General features: G+C 61.4%; 15 protein-coding genes. 11 read left to right on the forward strand and 4 right to left on the reverse strand.

The genetic code is table 11. The features are described from left to right. Positions 1 to 77: 77 nt before the first annotated feature. Complete coding sequence (gene msrB, locus DBR00_RS11810) at positions 78 to 473, reverse strand: peptide-methionine (R)-S-oxide reductase MsrB (RefSeq protein WP_108486525.1); 396 nt, start codon at positions 471 to 473, stop codon at positions 78 to 80. 325 nt (positions 474 to 798) lie between these two features. Here msrB and DBR00_RS11815 point away from each other — a divergent pair, with 325 nt between their 5' ends. The 4 genes from DBR00_RS11815 to htpX all read left to right on the forward strand — a co-directional run bounded on the left by DBR00_RS11815 (position 799) and on the right by htpX (position 4239). Then, entirely contained in the window at positions 799 to 2010 is a 1212-nt protein-coding gene (locus DBR00_RS11815; protein ID WP_108486526.1) for a pyridoxal phosphate-dependent aminotransferase, read from the forward strand. A 12-nt stretch (positions 2011 to 2022) separates the two neighbouring features. Continuing rightward, positions 2023 to 2766 (forward strand): SDR family NAD(P)-dependent oxidoreductase, encoded by a 744-nt coding sequence (locus DBR00_RS11820; RefSeq protein WP_108486527.1) that lies wholly within the window; start codon positions 2023 to 2025, stop codon positions 2764 to 2766. Next, positions 2766 to 3218 (forward strand): hypothetical protein, encoded by a 453-nt coding sequence (locus tag DBR00_RS11825; RefSeq protein WP_108486528.1) that lies wholly within the window; start codon positions 2766 to 2768, stop codon positions 3216 to 3218. Before DBR00_RS11820 ends, DBR00_RS11825 begins: the two co-directional genes overlap by 1 nt. Positions 3219 to 3363: 145 nt before the next feature. Next, a complete protein-coding gene (gene htpX / locus DBR00_RS11830) occupies positions 3364 to 4239 on the forward strand; it encodes a protease HtpX (RefSeq protein ID WP_108486529.1) in 876 nt (291 codons plus the stop codon). Positions 4240 to 4284: 45 nt separating this feature from the next. Here the strand turns inward: htpX and DBR00_RS11835 are convergent, their stop codons facing one another. After that, positions 4285 to 4947 (reverse strand): thiopurine S-methyltransferase, encoded by a 663-nt coding sequence (locus tag DBR00_RS11835; protein WP_108486530.1) that lies wholly within the window; start codon positions 4945 to 4947, stop codon positions 4285 to 4287. A 171-nt stretch (positions 4948 to 5118) separates the two neighbouring features. Between DBR00_RS11835 and DBR00_RS11840 the strand changes: the two genes are divergently transcribed. Next, positions 5119 to 5889, forward strand: coding sequence for a class III extradiol ring-cleavage dioxygenase (locus tag DBR00_RS11840; RefSeq protein WP_108486531.1), 771 nt, complete (start codon positions 5119 to 5121; stop codon positions 5887 to 5889). A 131-nt stretch (positions 5890 to 6020) separates the two neighbouring features. On the opposite strand, the gene DBR00_RS11845 is transcribed toward DBR00_RS11840, so the two are convergent. Next, complete coding sequence (locus DBR00_RS11845; protein ID WP_177479975.1) at positions 6021 to 7742, reverse strand: DEAD/DEAH box helicase; 1722 nt, start codon at positions 7740 to 7742, stop codon at positions 6021 to 6023. A gap of 331 nt (positions 7743 to 8073) precedes the next feature. On the opposite strand from DBR00_RS11845, the gene DBR00_RS11850 reads away from it, so the two are divergent. Next, positions 8074 to 8865, forward strand: coding sequence for a crotonase/enoyl-CoA hydratase family protein (locus DBR00_RS11850; protein WP_108486533.1), 792 nt, complete (start codon positions 8074 to 8076; stop codon positions 8863 to 8865). A gap of 6 nt (positions 8866 to 8871) precedes the next feature. Here DBR00_RS11850 and DBR00_RS11855 read toward each other — a convergent pair whose 3' ends face one another. After that, the gene (locus DBR00_RS11855; protein WP_108486534.1) at positions 8872 to 9645 is read right to left on the reverse strand and encodes a spermidine synthase; all 774 of its coding nucleotides are present in this window, start codon (positions 9643 to 9645) and stop codon (positions 8872 to 8874) included. A 163-nt stretch (positions 9646 to 9808) separates the two neighbouring features. Between DBR00_RS11855 and DBR00_RS11860 the strand changes: the two genes are divergently transcribed. From DBR00_RS11860 to DBR00_RS11880, 5 genes are read left to right on the forward strand one after another with little or no spacing between them, the layout of a single operon-like run. Beyond that, complete coding sequence (locus DBR00_RS11860; protein WP_108486535.1) at positions 9809 to 11158, forward strand: NAD(P)/FAD-dependent oxidoreductase; 1350 nt, start codon at positions 9809 to 9811, stop codon at positions 11156 to 11158. After that, positions 11139 to 12065, forward strand: a complete 927-nt coding sequence (locus DBR00_RS11865) for a bile acid:sodium symporter family protein (protein ID WP_108486536.1) — start codon at positions 11139 to 11141, stop codon at positions 12063 to 12065. The genes DBR00_RS11860 and DBR00_RS11865 overlap by 20 nt, the downstream gene beginning before the upstream one ends. Beyond that, positions 12065 to 12847, forward strand: a complete 783-nt coding sequence (locus tag DBR00_RS11870) for an SDR family NAD(P)-dependent oxidoreductase (RefSeq protein ID WP_108486537.1) — start codon at positions 12065 to 12067, stop codon at positions 12845 to 12847. Before DBR00_RS11865 ends, DBR00_RS11870 begins: the two co-directional genes overlap by 1 nt. After that, the gene (locus DBR00_RS11875) at positions 12847 to 13587 is read left to right on the forward strand and encodes a sulfite exporter TauE/SafE family protein (RefSeq protein ID WP_108486538.1); all 741 of its coding nucleotides are present in this window, start codon (positions 12847 to 12849) and stop codon (positions 13585 to 13587) included. Before DBR00_RS11870 ends, DBR00_RS11875 begins: the two co-directional genes overlap by 1 nt. Then, on the forward strand, positions 13584 to 15374 hold the full coding sequence (locus DBR00_RS11880; protein ID WP_108486539.1) for an amidohydrolase family protein: 1791 nt from the start codon (positions 13584 to 13586) through the stop codon (positions 15372 to 15374). The genes DBR00_RS11875 and DBR00_RS11880 overlap by 4 nt, the downstream gene beginning before the upstream one ends. The last annotated feature ends 6 nt before the right edge of the window (positions 15375 to 15380 follow it).

The raw sequence follows: 15380 nt of genomic DNA on the forward strand, positions 1-15380 counted from the left end.
AGATAGCGAGCAATTAAATTGCATGCAATTTAATTAAACCAAAATAAGGCCCGCTAATGCAGGCCTATGCGATGGCCTTAAGCTTTCGGCACCAGCTTGAGCGAAGCAGAGTTGATGCAATAACGCAGCCCTGTTGGCGCCGGCCCATCGGGAAACACATGCCCCAGGTGGGCATCACACTTGACGCACTTCACTTCGATGCGGTGCATGCCGTGGCTGAAGTCGTCCAGGCTGGCGATGGCCTCACTGCTGACCGGCTGAAAATAGCTGGGCCAGCCGCTACCGGAATCGTACTTGGCATCGGAGTCAAACAACGCGGCCTGACAGCAGGCACAGTGATAAATACCCGGCACCTTGCTGTCATGGTATTGGCCGGTGAAGGCACGCTCGGTACCGCCCAGGCGACATACATGAAACTGTTCCTCAGAAAGCTCCTCGCGCCAGACGTCCAGGGGTTTTTCCAGCTTATCCATGGTCACAATCCTCAATAAAAATGCCCAAAACGATCGTCAACATCACGTGGCAGCGCTCCGATGGAAGCTGCGGCGGCGCACGTTAGCGTGCATGGGTGACACACCACAAAAACGCCGGTGCGTAACTTTTGTGCACAAGCCCCAAAGGGTGAAGCACCGGGATGGGCTGAGCACAAAAAAGCCCAACCAGTACCTTTGCCAAGGTCGGGCTGGCACGTATCATTCGACCCCAGTCTGTCACCGGCGTTACAACCTGCCAAGGCGCGTCATATCGCGACTGCTTACAGGGTAATTCAGCGACGTTTCTCCATTCGGGATCACTTACATGCAGTTCAGCAAATCGAACAAGCTCGCCAACGTCTGCTACGACATCCGCGGGCCCGTGCTCAAGCACGCCAAGCGCCTGGAAGAGGAAGGTCACCGCATCCTCAAGCTGAACATCGGCAACCCGGCACCGTTCGGTTTTGAAGCGCCTGAAGAAATTCTTCAGGATGTGATCCGCAACCTGCCCACCGCTCAGGGCTACAGCGACTCCAAAGGTCTGTTCAGCGCACGCAAGGCGGTGATGCAGTACTACCAGCAAAAGCAGGTAGAAGGTGTTGGCATCGAGGACATTTACCTGGGCAACGGCGTGTCCGAGCTGATCGTGATGGCCATGCAGGCGCTGCTCAATAACGGCGACGAAGTGCTGATCCCGGCACCGGATTACCCACTGTGGACTGCTGCCGTGGCCTTGGCTGGCGGCAAGCCAGTGCACTACCTGTGCGACGAGCAGGCGGGCTGGTTCCCCGATATCGCCGACATGAAGGCCAAGATCACCCCGAACACCAAGGCCCTGGTGCTGATCAACCCGAACAACCCAACCGGCGCGGTGTATTCCAAAGAAGTGTTGATGGACATCGTCGAACTGGCGCGCCAGCACAATCTGGTGCTTTTCTCCGACGAAATCTACGACAAGATCCTCTACGACGAAGCCCAGCACATCTCCACCGCGTCTCTGGCCCCGGACGTGCTGTGCCTGACCTTCAACGGCCTGTCGAAATCCTACCGGGTGGCCGGCTTCCGCTCTGGCTGGGTCGCGATTTCCGGGCCGAAACACCGCGCACAAAGCTACATCGAAGGCCTGGATATCCTCGCCAACATGCGCCTGTGCGCCAACGTACCGAGCCAGCATGCCATCCAGACCGCCTTGGGCGGCTACCAGAGCATCAATGACCTGGTATTGCCCAATGGCCGCCTGCTGGAGCAGCGCAACCGCACCTGGGAGCTGCTCAACGACATTCCCGGCGTGAGCTGCGTCAAGCCGATGGGCGCGCTGTATGCCTTCCCGAAGATTGACCCGAAAGTCTGTCCGATCCACAACGACGAGAAATTTGTGCTGGATCTGCTGCTCTCGGAAAAACTGCTGATCGTCCAAGGCACCGCCTTCAACTGGCCGTGGCCGGATCACTTCCGCGTAGTCACCCTGCCGCGTGTGGATGAACTGGAAATGGCCATCGGCCGCATCGGCAGTTTCCTCAAGACCTACCAACAGTAAGCGGAGATCGCCATGCGCCAGGGCAAACGCTACCTGCTGACCGGAGCCAGTTCTGGCATCGGTGCCGCCCTGGCCCGCGAGCTGGCCAGCCGAGACTATGACTTGGCCTTGGCCGCACGCCGCGAAGAAAGCCTGCACCTGCTGGCCGCCGAACTGCAGGCGCGTTTTGCCCGCAAGGTAGTGGTATTGCCACTGGATGTAACCGACTACGACGCCTGCCAGGATGCCGTAGGCTTGGCGGCCAATGCACTCGGCGGACTGGACGGGATTATTGCCAACGCCGGCATCGCCCTAACTGGAAAAGCCGGCGGTGGCCACTTCAAGCGCGCTCGACTGACCGTGGAAACCAACCTGATCGGCGCCATTGCCTGCCTGGATGCCGCCTGCGCGCTGTTTCGCCAGCAAGGTCACGGCCATCTGGTTGCCGTCGCCTCGGTCGCCGGCAAACGCGGCCTGCCGCATACGGCGGCCTACTCGGCAAGCAAGGCCGGCCTGATCAGCTACATGGAAGCCACCCGCGCCGAACTGTTGGGCAAGAACATCGATACCACGCTGCTGCTGCCGGGCTTTATCGACACGCCACTGAACAGCGATATGGCCAGTCGGCCATTCCTGATTGGCGTGGAACGCGGCGCAGCGCTGATCGCCAAGCACATCGACAAACGCCGTGTCAGCGCCTACGTGCCTGGCTGGCCCTGGGCGCTACTAGGCCGTGTGCTGCCCTACCTTCCCACCTCAATGATTGGCAAATTCTGATGGACCTGCAGATCGACGACTTCTACAAAGATGCCGCTGCTGGCCTGCTGGCGCTGTATCAGGCATTTCCCAGCAAAGTCGCGCTGTATGTTGAAGACCTGATCGGCCGTGAAGAGCCGGACGAGTTCGGCCTGCCCACACCACGTCATCAAAGCTGCCTGGGCGCCCTGCTGTGGCTGGCCGAGGAAGGCTATATCCGCTTTGACTCCACCATCGGTTACGACGCCCTTGATCAAGCCGTACTCAGCGAAAAAGGTTTCCTGCGCCTGACTCGCGGCGTACCTCACGCCCTGCGCGAGGGCGAAGCATTACCACCCAGCGTGCGCCGCGTGCATGCCACCCTGGCCTTTCAACTGCGCGAAGCGCTGGGCCAACGTCATGGCGAACGCGTCGCTCGCCTCACCCGCCTGCTATTCGAATCCAACCTGAACAGCGCAAACGACATAGTTTGAAATAGTCGCCAGGTTGAAGTGCCTGGGCGCGCGCCCTTATATAGCCGTCATAACCGTCAATGGCCGTTGAAAACTAGGTGAAACAGCCAAAACAAGGTTTTCAGCGGCCTGACAGATCGTTCCCCGTGAGGAGTCTCAATACACCATGATGCGCATTATGCTGTTCCTGGCCACCAACATTGCGGTGTTGATCATCGCCAGCATCACCCTGAAACTGCTCGGGGTTGACCGCTTTACCGGCCAGAACTATGGAAGCCTGCTGGTTTTCTGCGCCGTGTTCGGTTTTGCCGGTTCGCTGATTTCGCTGTTCCTCTCCAAGTGGATGGCGAAGATGAGCACCAAAACCGAAATCATCACCCAACCGCGCACCCGCCACGAACAATGGCTGCTGCAGACAGTCGAAGAGCTGTCCCGTGAAGCCGGGATCAAGATGCCAGAAGTGGGCATCTTCCCGGCCTACGAGTCCAACGCCTTCGCCACTGGCTGGAACAAGAACGACGCTCTGGTCGCCGTCAGCCAGGGCCTGCTGGAACGTTTCTCGCCTGATGAAGTGCGTGCCGTACTGGCTCACGAAATCGGCCACGTAGCCAATGGCGACATGGTCACCCTGGCGCTGATCCAGGGCGTGGTGAACACCTTCGTGATGTTCTTCGCACGGATCTTCGGCAACTTCGTTGACCGCGTGATTCTGAAGAACGAGGGCGAAGGCCACGGTATCGGCTACATCATCGCGACCATCTTCGCCGAGCTTGTTTTGGGCATCCTGGCCAGCATCATCGTCATGTGGTTTTCGCGTAAGCGCGAATTCAAGGCCGATGAAGCCGGCGCCCGCCTGGCTGGCACTGGCGCAATGATCGCCGCCCTGCAACGCTTGCGCGCCGAGCAGGAAGTACCGGTCACCATGCCCAGCAGCCTGACTGCTTTCGGCATTAACGGTGGTCTGAAGAATGGCCTGGCTGGCCTGCTGATGACCCACCCGCCACTGGAAGTACGTATCGAAGCCCTGCGCCAGCGTGGCTAAGTACTGCAGCAACGCAAAAGGCGGCCACAGGCCGCCTTTTTCTTTTCAGGTTTCAGTCTTACACACGCGATAGACCCGCTCATCCAAACGCTCAAGACCGTGCTTGAGGAACTTCCAGTTCTCACCCAGTACATCGATGCACTCCAGCACGTGCAACTGCCAGCGCTCTGCCAACAACTGCTGCACCTCGGCATCACCCACGGCGAAGGGCGGTCCTGGCATCTTCTCCTGATCATAATCCAGGGTCACCAGCAGCCCCTGGCAACCGCTCGGCAAAACCTGCGCCAGGTGCGCCACATAACGGGCGCGCATCTCGGCAGGCAAGGCGATCAGCGCGGCGCGGTCATATAGTGCGGCGCAACCAGCCAGCTGCTGCGCGCTGAGGGCAAAGAAGTCCCCGCAATAGATCTCCAGATTGCCCGCCTGGTAATGCCTGAATACGCCAACATCACTGACCAACGGTTGCAGCCCATGCTCCGTGAAAAAATCCTCGACCGCACGCTGCGCCAGCTCCACCCCCACCACCTGATGACCCTGACCTGCCAACCAGGCCAGATCCAGGCTCTTGCCACATAACGGCACCAGCACCCGTGCGCCTTCGGGTACCCCCAACGCTGGCCAGTAACGCTGCAGGTAAGGATTGACCTCGGGCAGATGAAAACCAATTTCACTGCGCGCCCATCGCGCCTGCCAGAACTCTGCGTGCATACCGCCTCCTGTAGAAACTGAGCCGCTGATCCTGCCGCAAAGCGGCTGCAAGGCCAAGGACTTCGTCCTGCGAGAATACATCTACAAAGACGATAAAAAATCCCTGATATTTCCGCTTTTATATGCAACTTACCTGATTAAAAATTGCGGGCAATCGCTCAGGAGTCCGTCATGCCCCTACCCAGCCTGTTTATCTCCCACGGCTCACCCATGCTGGCACTGCAACCCGGTGCCAGTGGCCCCGCCCTCGCCCACCTGGCTCAGCAACTGCAGCGCCCGCGAGCCATCCTGGTGGTTTCTGCGCACTGGGAAAGTCAGGACTTGCGGGTAGGCGGCGCGGTAAAACCCGAAACCTGGCATGACTTCCGCGGCTTTCCGGCCGAGCTCTACCGGGTGCAATACCCCGCGCCGGGTGCCCCGCAACTGGCGGCCGAGATTGCCGAGCGACTGACGCAAACCGGCCTGCCCACCCAGCTTGATGCCGAACGCCCGTTGGACCACGGCGCCTGGGTACCCCTGACATTGATGTACCCGCAGGCCGATATTCCGGTGCTGCAGCTTTCGCTGCCCAGCCGACAAGGCCCAGCCTTGCAGCGCAGGGTCGGTCAGGCACTGGCGGGGTTGCGCGAGGACGGCGTGCTGCTGATCGGCTCCGGCAGCATCACCCACAACCTCGGTGAGCTGGACTGGCAAGCCGGTCCGGAACAGGCCGCCCCCTGGGCCAAGGCCTTTCGCGACTGGGTGGTGGAGAAACTGGCCGCACAGGACAATGCAGCCCTCGACGACTATCGCCGGCAGGCCCCCTACGCCACACGCAGTCATCCCAGCGACGAACACCTGCTACCGCTTTTCTTTGCCGCAGGTGCAGGCGGGCAATTCAAGGTCGAGCACAGCGGCTTTACCTTGGGAGCACTGGGAATGGACATCTACAGCTTCAGCTGATTCACCCTTGAGCGAACCAATCCGCCCCTACCCAGCTCGCATACCGCAAAAAACTGAACTCATCGCGACAGCAAAAACTCAACGAATAAAAAAGCCCCGCATTAAGAGGGGCTTTTTTATTCAACGAAGAATCAATCTTCGCGGTAACGACGCAGCTTCAGCGGCTTACCACCTACGCGGGTATCCTTCAGCTTACCCAGCAGACGCTCAAGACCCTCTTCCGGTAGCTCGACCAGGCTGAAGCTCTCGCGTACCTGAATACGGCCGATGTCCTCACGAGCCAGACCACCTTCATTGAGGATGGCGCCGAGTAGGTTCTTCGCAGCGATACCATCGCGCGCGCCCAATGCGGTGCGGCAACGCGCACGGCCTTCGGCCAGCGGTACCGGCGCACGACGCTCGCGGCTGCCGTCACGCTCAGGACGATCGCCACGGTCACTGCGCTCGCTACGTTCACGCGGCGCGCTGCTGCCGCTACCCGGCACCAGCGGCTGATCGCGCTCCACTTCCGCCAAGGTCAGGGCCTGACCATTGGTGGCTTTGCGCAACAGCGCGGCGGCCAAGGCACGCGGGCTGCAGCCGATGTCAGCGGTCAGGCGATCCAGCAGGTCACCGTGGCTGGCTTCAGCATCGGCCACCAGCGGTGCCAGGCTGTTGGTCAGTTTCTTGATGCGCGCGTCCAACACTTGCTGAGCGTTCGGCAGCTTCACTTCACCCACTTTCTGCCCGGTCACACGCTCGATCACTTGCAGCATGCGGCGCTCACGCGGGGTGACCAGCAGCAGCGCACGACCGGTACGGCCCGCACGGCCGGTACGACCGATACGGTGCACGTAGGATTCCGGGTCATACGGCATGTCCACGTTCATCACGTGGGTGATACGCGGCACGTCAAGACCACGGGCAGCGACGTCGGTGGCGATGACGATGTCCAGACGGCCATCTTTCAGCGAGTCGATCACGCGCTCACGCTGGTTCTGCGCAATGTCACCGTTCAGGGCAGCAGCCTTGTAGCCTTTGGCTTCCAACGCGGCGGCCAGATCCAGGGTGGCTTGTTTGGTGCGTACGAAACCGATCAAGGCATCGAACTCTTCGACTTCCAGCAGACGCAGGACGGCGGCGTGCTTCTGGTCGGCGTGAACCATCAGGTGCGCCTGCTCAATCGCCGTTACGGTCTGGGTCTTGGAGGCGATCTTGATGTGCTGCGGCTCACGCAGGTGCTTTTCTGCGATGGCGCGGATCGAGTGCGGCAGGGTCGCGGAGAACAGCACGCTCTGACGGCTGGCCGGCATGGCTTCGAAGATTACTTCGAGGTCATCCATAAAGCCCAGCTTGAGCATTTCGTCGGCTTCATCGAGTACCAGGTACTGAATGGTCGACAGCACTTTCTCATCGCGACGCAGGTGGTCAACCAGACGACCCGGCGTGGCGACAATCACTTGCGCACCCTGACGAATGGCTTTGAGCTGCGGGCCCATCGGCGCGCCGCCATACACGGCAACGACGTTCAAACCCGGCATCTGCTTGGAATAGGTTTCAAACGCGGTGGCCACTTGCAGGGCCAGCTCACGGGTTGGCGCGAGGATCAGCGCCTGCGGCTCACGCTTGGCCGGGTCGATTTTCGACAGAATCGGCAGGGCGAATGCCGCGGTTTTACCGGTGCCGGTCTGGGCCTGGCCGATCATGTCCTGGCCGGACAGAATCACGGGAATGGCTTGTGCCTGAATTGGCGACGGCTCTTCGTAACCAACAGCGGTCAGTGCAGCGAGAATATTGGAATTGAGTCCGAGTGCGGCGAAGCCGCCGGTTTCCTGGGTCATGGGTCTGCCTCTAGTGCATCCGCAAAGACCCATGTTCCAAAGCTGCGCATGCCGTGTAAGACCCGAAAGTCACCCTGGCAGCTCTGTCGGCGGGGATTTGCGAAAACATGGTGATAAATGAATCGTCAAGGATAGCCCGCGCTGGGCGGACTGGCTGCCGAAGTCAAGCTTCGGGCGATTTGCACTACCTGAACGTGGCCAAAAATTGACCGGCGCGCACTATACCGGAAAACCTGGCCGATGTGCTGGTTTTTCCATAAATAGCGCTTGGCCCACGCCAAATCGTCATGCTCTGGTAGCCTGCAGATGGCACGCTGTAGTAGCACAGCGCTTACCCATAACCTGCCTACAAGGACTCACCACCATGACCCAAAGCACCAGCGGCCGCGTGAGCCGCGAAAAACGCGACCAGATCATGTTGATCGGCCTGGGCCGATCGAGCAAGCGCAATGCCTTCGACATGCCCATGCTCGATGACCTGTGCCGGGCCTACGGTGAGTTCGAACGCGACAGCGAGGCACGGGTGGCACTGGTATTTGCCCATGGTGAACACTTCACCGCAGGCCTGGACCTGGCCAATGTGGCCGCACAGTTTGCCGCCGGCTGGAAGATACCTGAAGACGGCTGCGATCCCTGGGGCGTGTTTGGCGGACCGCGCGTCAGCAAGCCGGTGATCGTGGCCGCACAAGGTTACTGCTACACCATCGGCATCGAACTGATGCTCGCTTCAGACATCAACCTGTGTGCCAGCAACACCCGCTTCGCGCAGATGGAAGTGCAGCGTGGCATCTTCCCGTTCGGCGGCGCCACCTTGCGCATGCACCAGAGCGCCGGTTGGGGCAATGCCATGCGCTGGCTGCTGACCGGGGATGAGTTTGACGCCCACGAGGCCTATCGCCTGGGACTGGTGCAGGAAGTGGTGGCCAGCGAAGAGTTGCTGCCCAAGGCGCTGTGGCTGGCCGAACGCATCGCCGCACAAGCGCCACTGGGTGTTCAGGCCACCCTGGCTTCCGCCCGTCAGGCGATAGTGGAAGGCCCGAATGCTGCTGCCGCCAGCCTGCATAAAACCGTCACACGACTGATGGCCAGTGAAGATGCGCAGGAAGGTGTGCGAGCCATGCTGGAGCGCCGTCCGGGCGACTTTAAAGGGCGTTGAGCTTGATCAAGTCGCCGGACGTACCGCTTTGATCAACGACTCCAGCGAATAACCGAACTGTGGCGCCAGCAGCTCATTACGGCGCCGCAGTTCGGCAAAGTCGATGTCCTGCTCCAGATCCGCCGGCACCAGCAATACCACATTGCCCTCTTTTACTGGGCACTCCCAGTAATGCCGATGGTAGAGGCCGCGCAGCAGCGGCGCGCCGAGGGGTTTGCCGTCATTGCCGGCCCACTGATTGATGATCAGCCAGCCACCAGGGTTGAGCTGCTTCTGGCAGTTTTCCAGGAAGCGCCAGGCCAGATGCCCGGTCGCCGGACCATGATCGGTGTACAGGTCGACAAACAGCAGGTCGGTTTTCTCGGCACTTTCCAGAAGATCCAGCGCATCGCCGATACGGATGGTCAGGCGCGCGTCATCGGTCAGCCCCATATGCTCCATGGCCAGGCGCGGCACATCGGCACGCAGTTCGATCACCTCAACATCATCCAGCGGCAGAAACTTCAGGCAGGCCTGCGTCAGGTTGCCGGCACCAAGACCGAGAAACAGCGCGCTTTCCGGCTGTTCATGGCACAGTGCACCAAGCAGCATGGCGCGGGTGTAGTCATACTCCAGCCAGCTGGGATCCGGCATATAGACGCAGCTCTGCTCAATCGCTTCACCGAATTCAAGAAAGCGGTAAGCGCCCATTTCGACCACCTGAATCACCCCGAAGGCATCGTGCACTTCGGCGATCAACAGCGGGTCCGGCATCTGCCCAACCGGAGGTAAACCTGGCATCCCGCACACTCCACCGTGACATCCCCGACCATTTCGGTCAGAGGAAAGGCGCTAATTGTCATTGAGGCACCCTCCCCTGGTCACGCGATAATTTGCCGCAGTCGGGGACGCCGAGTTCGTCGCTATACGGCTACAACAATAAAAACGATTATCGAGGTTTGCCATGTACGCGATCATCGGTGCCGGCCCCATGGGGCTGTGTACAGCACGTCAACTGCACAAGCACGGCATCGACTTTGTCGGTTTCGAACAGCACTGCGATGTTGGCGGCTTATGGGATATCGATAATCCGCACAGCACCATGTATGACTCGGCGCACCTGATTTCCTCCAAGGGCACCACCCAGTTCAGCGAGTTCCCGATGCGCGACGAGGTGGCCCCTTACCCGCATCACAGCGAAATGCGCCGCTACTTCCGCGACTATGCCGCGCATTTCGGCCTGTATGCGCACTACCAGTTCAACACCCGGGTGGTCGATATCCAGCGTCTGAACAAGGGCTGGAAGCTGATCAGCGAACAGCACGGCGTGCAGCGTGAATGGCACGTCGATGGCGTACTGATCGCCAATGGCACCCTGCACACGGCCAACCAGCCGGCGCTTCCAGGCAACTTCAGCGGCGAACTGATGCACTCCAGCGCCTACCGCTCGGCAGCCGTGTTCGACGGTAAGCGCGTGCTGGTGATCGGCTGTGGCAACTCCGCCTGCGATATCGCCGTAGACGCCGTGCACCGAGCGGCCTCGGTAGATATCTCGGTACGCCGTGGTTACTACTTCCTGCCCAAGTTCACCTTGGGCCGCCCCACCGACACGCTGGGTGGGGCGATCAAGCTACCGCGCCCGCTCAAGCAGCTGTTCGACGGCCTGCTAGTGCGTGCACTGGTCGGCAAGCCGTCGCACTACGGCCTGCCGGACCCTGATTACAAACTTTACGAATCACACCCGGTGATGAACTCCCTGGTGCTGCATTACCTCGGCCATGGCGATATCAAGGCACGCCGGGATGTGGCCAAGGTTGATGGCCTGCAGGTGACCTTCAGCGATGGTGAACAGGCCGAATACGACCTGATTCTGCAAGGCACCGGCTATACGCTCAACTACCCCTTTATCGACCGCGCTCACCTCAACTGGCCGAGCCAGGCCGGCGCGCCGCAGCTGTACCTGAACGTGTTCCACCCCGAGTACGACAACCTGTTCATGATGGGCATGGTCGAGGCCTCGGGCCTGGGCTGGCAGGGCCGCGACGAGCAGGCCGAGCTGGTGGCATTGGTGATTCGCCAACAGCAGCAAGGCAGCGTCGCCGCCCGCGACTTCCGCCGCCTGGTGCAGGCGCGCAGTGCACAACGCCTGGATGGCGGCTATAGCTACCTGAAGCTGGAGCGCATGGCCTATTACGTGCACAAGGACAGCTACCGCGCGAGTGTGAAGCAGCACATCGCTGAACTGCAGCAGAACCTGCCGCCACTGAACTCAATCACTGCCCAGGAAAACCACGATGCCTGCCGTCAATCTTGAGTTTTCCCCCAGCGCGATGATTGCCCTGAACGCGATCATCGCGCTGATGATGTTCGGCGTGTCGCTGGAACTGCGTGCCGATGATTTCAAACGCATCCTGCGCGCCCCCAAAGCCCCGCTGATCGGCATGCTGGTGCAGTTTATCCTGCTGCCGGCGTCGACCTGCCTGCTGACCATCCTCCTGCCGATCGACCCAAGCCTGGCCCTGGGCATGATCCTGGTCGCCACCTGCCCCAGCGGCACCTTCTCCAACATCATGACCTGGTTGGGGCGCGGCAACGTCGCGGTGTCGGCCAGCGTCACCGCAGTGTCGAGCGTGACGGCGGGGATCTTCACCCCGCTCAATTTCGCCCTGTATGCCGGCCTCAATCCCAGCACCCGCGCACTGCTCACGGAAATCAGTGTCGACCCGGTCGAGCTGCTGCTGATGGTGCTGCTGGTACTGGTGCTGCCCATGGTGCTCGGCATGCTGCTGGGCAAGCGCCATCCGCAACTGGCGCACAAACTGGAAAAACCGCTGCGCCACTTCTCCCTGCTGGTGATGCTGGCCTTTGTCGGCGGTGCATTCGCCAAGAACTTCACGCAGTTCATCGATTACTTCCACCTGTTCTTCTGGCTGGTGGTGGGCCTCAACTGCATGGCGCTGCTGCTGGGCTACCTCTGTGCACGGCTGTGGCGCTTGCCCGAGGCGGATGTACGCGCCGTCACCCTGGAAACCGGCATCCATAACTCGGCACTGGGCATGGCGCTGATCTTCACCTTCTTCCCGCAAGCTGGCGGCATGCTGCTGATTGCCGCCTTCTGGGGCTGCTGGCAGCTGCTGTCCGGGCTGATTCTGGCGCTCTACTGGTCACGCACCCCACCCGCCAGTGCACCGGCCAGGGCTCTCGGCGAAGGCACTCACTGATGCGTATTGCACTGATCACCGGTGCCGCCAGCGGCCTCGGCTGGGCACTGGCGCGCGCCTATCATGCGGCGGGCTACGCCCTGCTGCTGACCGACATCAATGCTGACGGTCTGGCCGAGCGCGTCCGCGAGTTGGGGACTGAGTGTGTACTGGGCCTGCCCGGCGACATCACCGATCCGGCCCTGCACCGACAATTGCTGAACGCCTGCCGTGAGCGTTTCGGCCGGCTTGATGTGCTGATCAACAACGCGGGCATCACCCATCGCTCACCCACAATGCAGACCGACCCCGCCGTATTTCGCACGGTCATGGCCGTCGATTACCAGGCGCCCGCAGAGCTGACCCTGAGCGCCCTGCCGCTGCTGCGCCAGAGCCGTGGGCAGATCATCGCCATCGGCTCCATGGCAGGCTGGATGCCGGTGCTGGGTCGCGCCGGTTATTGCGCCGCGAAAAGCGCCCTGGCCCAGTTTTTTGAGGTGCTGCGCGCCGAGGTCGCCCGTGATGGCATTGGCATGCTGCTGGTGTACCCGAGCTTTCTCGACACTCCCATTGATCTCAACGCCCTCGGGGCTGACGGCAAACCTGCCGGCCATGCCCGCTCCACCATCGGCCGCATACGCGGTGCCGACTGGATGGCCAAGCAGATTCTCCAGGCCCAGACCCTAGGCCGCGAACGCCTGTTCCCCGACCGCGGCAGCTGGCTGGCCAGCCTGCTGTGGCGCATCGCACCGGGTTTCTACTACCGCAAGATGAGCGCGCGTTTCGCGGCAGAGATGGACTGATGGAATTGGCCTGGCTAGCCCTGGCGGGCTTTATCCTGCTGGCCTACACACTGGAAGCGATCACCGGCTTCGGCAGTATCGTCATCGCCCTGTCGCTGGGCGCCCTGCTGCTGCCGATTGATCAGTTGCTGCCGGTGTTGGTGCCGCTGAACATCTGCATGACGGGTTATCTGGTCTGGCGCCATCGGCAGATGATCGACCGCCGCCTGTTGCTGGGCATGATCCTGCCGGGCATGGTCGGCGGCACCCTGATCGGCTATGCCCTGTTGCCCTTCCTCGATGCAGCCCTGGCCAAGCGCCTGTTTGGTGCCCTGGTCCTGTGGTTTGCTGCCCGCGAGCTGTGGCGTTTGCGCCATGCAACCATGCAGCCCGCGCGCCCCCAGTGGCTCAGCCGCCTGCTCAGCCTCTGCGCGGGTGTCAGCCACGGCTTGTTTGCTTCCGGCGGGCCGCTGCTGGTGTTCGCCCTGGCCGGCACGCAACTGGATAAGGCGCGCCTGCGCGCCACCCTGGTCACCGTGTGGTTCACCCTCAACAGCCTGCTGACCCTGGCCTTCCTGCTCGACGGGCGGCTGCTGCCCGCCCTGCCGCAGGTCGCCAGTTATGCGCCGTTGTTGCTGATCGGCGTGTGGCTGGGTGAGCGCCTGCACCAACGCTTCAACGAACAGCATTTCCGCATTGCCATCTACCTGTTGCTGCTGGTCACCGGCGGCCTGCTACTCGCGCCCTGGAGTCTGCGATGAACTACGACGTGATTATTAAAAACGGCCTGTACTTCGACGGTAGGAACCAGCCAGGGCAGCTGCGGCATGTCGGCATCAAGGATGGACGCATTGATGTGCTGAGCCTCAGCCCGCTGGATGAACGCGGCTGCCCCAAGGTGCTGGATGCCGCCGGCAAGTGGGTCACGCCGGGCTTTCTGGAAATTCATTCGCACTACGACGCCGAAGTGATCGCCGCCCCCGCCTTGAAAGAATCCGTGCGCCACGGCGTCACCAGCGTAACCATCGGTTCCTGCTCGATCAGCATGGTGCTGGCCGATGCCGAGGACTGCTCCGACCTGTTCACCCGTGTTGAAGCCGTACCGCGTGAATACGTGCTGCCGATTCTTAAAGAGAAAAAGACCTGGCGCGATGCGGCCGGCTACCGCGCCTTTTACGACCAGCATCCGCTGGGGCCGAATGTCAGCTCCTTCCTCGGCCACTCGGAACTGCGCGTGGCGGTGATGGGCCTGCAGCGGGCCACCAGCAAAATCAAACCCACTGAGGCCGAATTGCAACGCATGGAGCAACTGCTGGAAGAGGCGCTGGACGCCGGTTGCATCGGCTTGTCGGTGATGACCACCAAACTGGACAAGATGGACGGCGACCGCGCCTGGTCCAGCCCGCTGCCGTCGACCTTCGCCAGTTGGACCGAGTTCTCCCGGCTGTTCGCCGTTCTGCGCCGGCGTGGCGCGGTGCTGCAAGGCGCGCCGGATGCGGTGACCAAGGTCAATGTGTTTGCCTTCCTCTACCAGGCTCACGGCTGGTTCAGAAAACCGCTGAAGTGCTCGATGCTCACCGCGCTGGACCTGAAATCCCAACCACTGCTGCACCGCTTCACCCGTCTCTCCGGCTGGCTGGCCAACACCGTCTTGCGCGGCCATTTCCGCTGGCAGACGCTGCCTGCGCCCTTCACCCTGCGCTTGGAAGGGCTGAACGTGAACGCCTTCGAGGAGTTTGGTGCGGGCGAGATCCTGCGCAATATCAAAGACCCGGACGCGTTGTACGCCAAGGTGCAGGAGCCAGAGTTCCGCACGCTGTTCAAAAAGCAGGTCAAGGCCATCCTCACCAAAGGCCTGTGGCACCGCGATTTCTCCGACTGCTGGGTGACCGAGTGCCCGGATGCCAGTCTGGTTGGCCAGAACTTCAAGCAACTCGGCACTACTCGGGGGCTGGACCCGGTGGACGCCTACTTCGAGCTGGCCTGCCAGTACCGCGAAGCGCTGAAGTGGACCACCTGCTACGGCAATCAGCGCGAGGCCGTCATGCACGCACTGCTGGCCAGCCCCTGGACCCAGCCGGGCTTTGCCGACTCCGGCGCGCACCTGCGCTCCATCGCTCAGTACAACTTTCCGCTGCGCTTCCTCAAGTACGTGCGCGATGCCGAACTGGCCGGCACCCCGTTCATGGAGATGGGCCGCGCCATCCACCGCCTGACTGGCGAGCTGGCGGACTTTATCGGCGTCGACGCTGGCTATATCCGCGTCGGCGACCGTGCTGATCTGGTGATCGTCAACCCGGCCGGGCTGACCGATGAACTGGACGCCATCCACGAAGCGCCAATGGAGGTGCTCGGCCTGGAGCGAGTGGTGAAACGCAATGATAAGGCCGTGGAGGCGACACTGATCAACGGCCTTATCGCCTACCACCGCAGCCGCGAGTTCCCTGAGGCGCTGGGCAAACAGCCGGGCTTTGGCCGCTTTCTGCCGGGGCGTGACGTATTGCCGCGCACAACACCAACAGCAGGTTTCAAACCCGTCACTGCCTGAGCCGCA

This window comes from Pseudomonas sp. HMWF032 (genome assembly GCF_003060885.1).
Lineage (GTDB): Bacteria > Pseudomonadota > Gammaproteobacteria > Pseudomonadales > Pseudomonadaceae > Aquipseudomonas.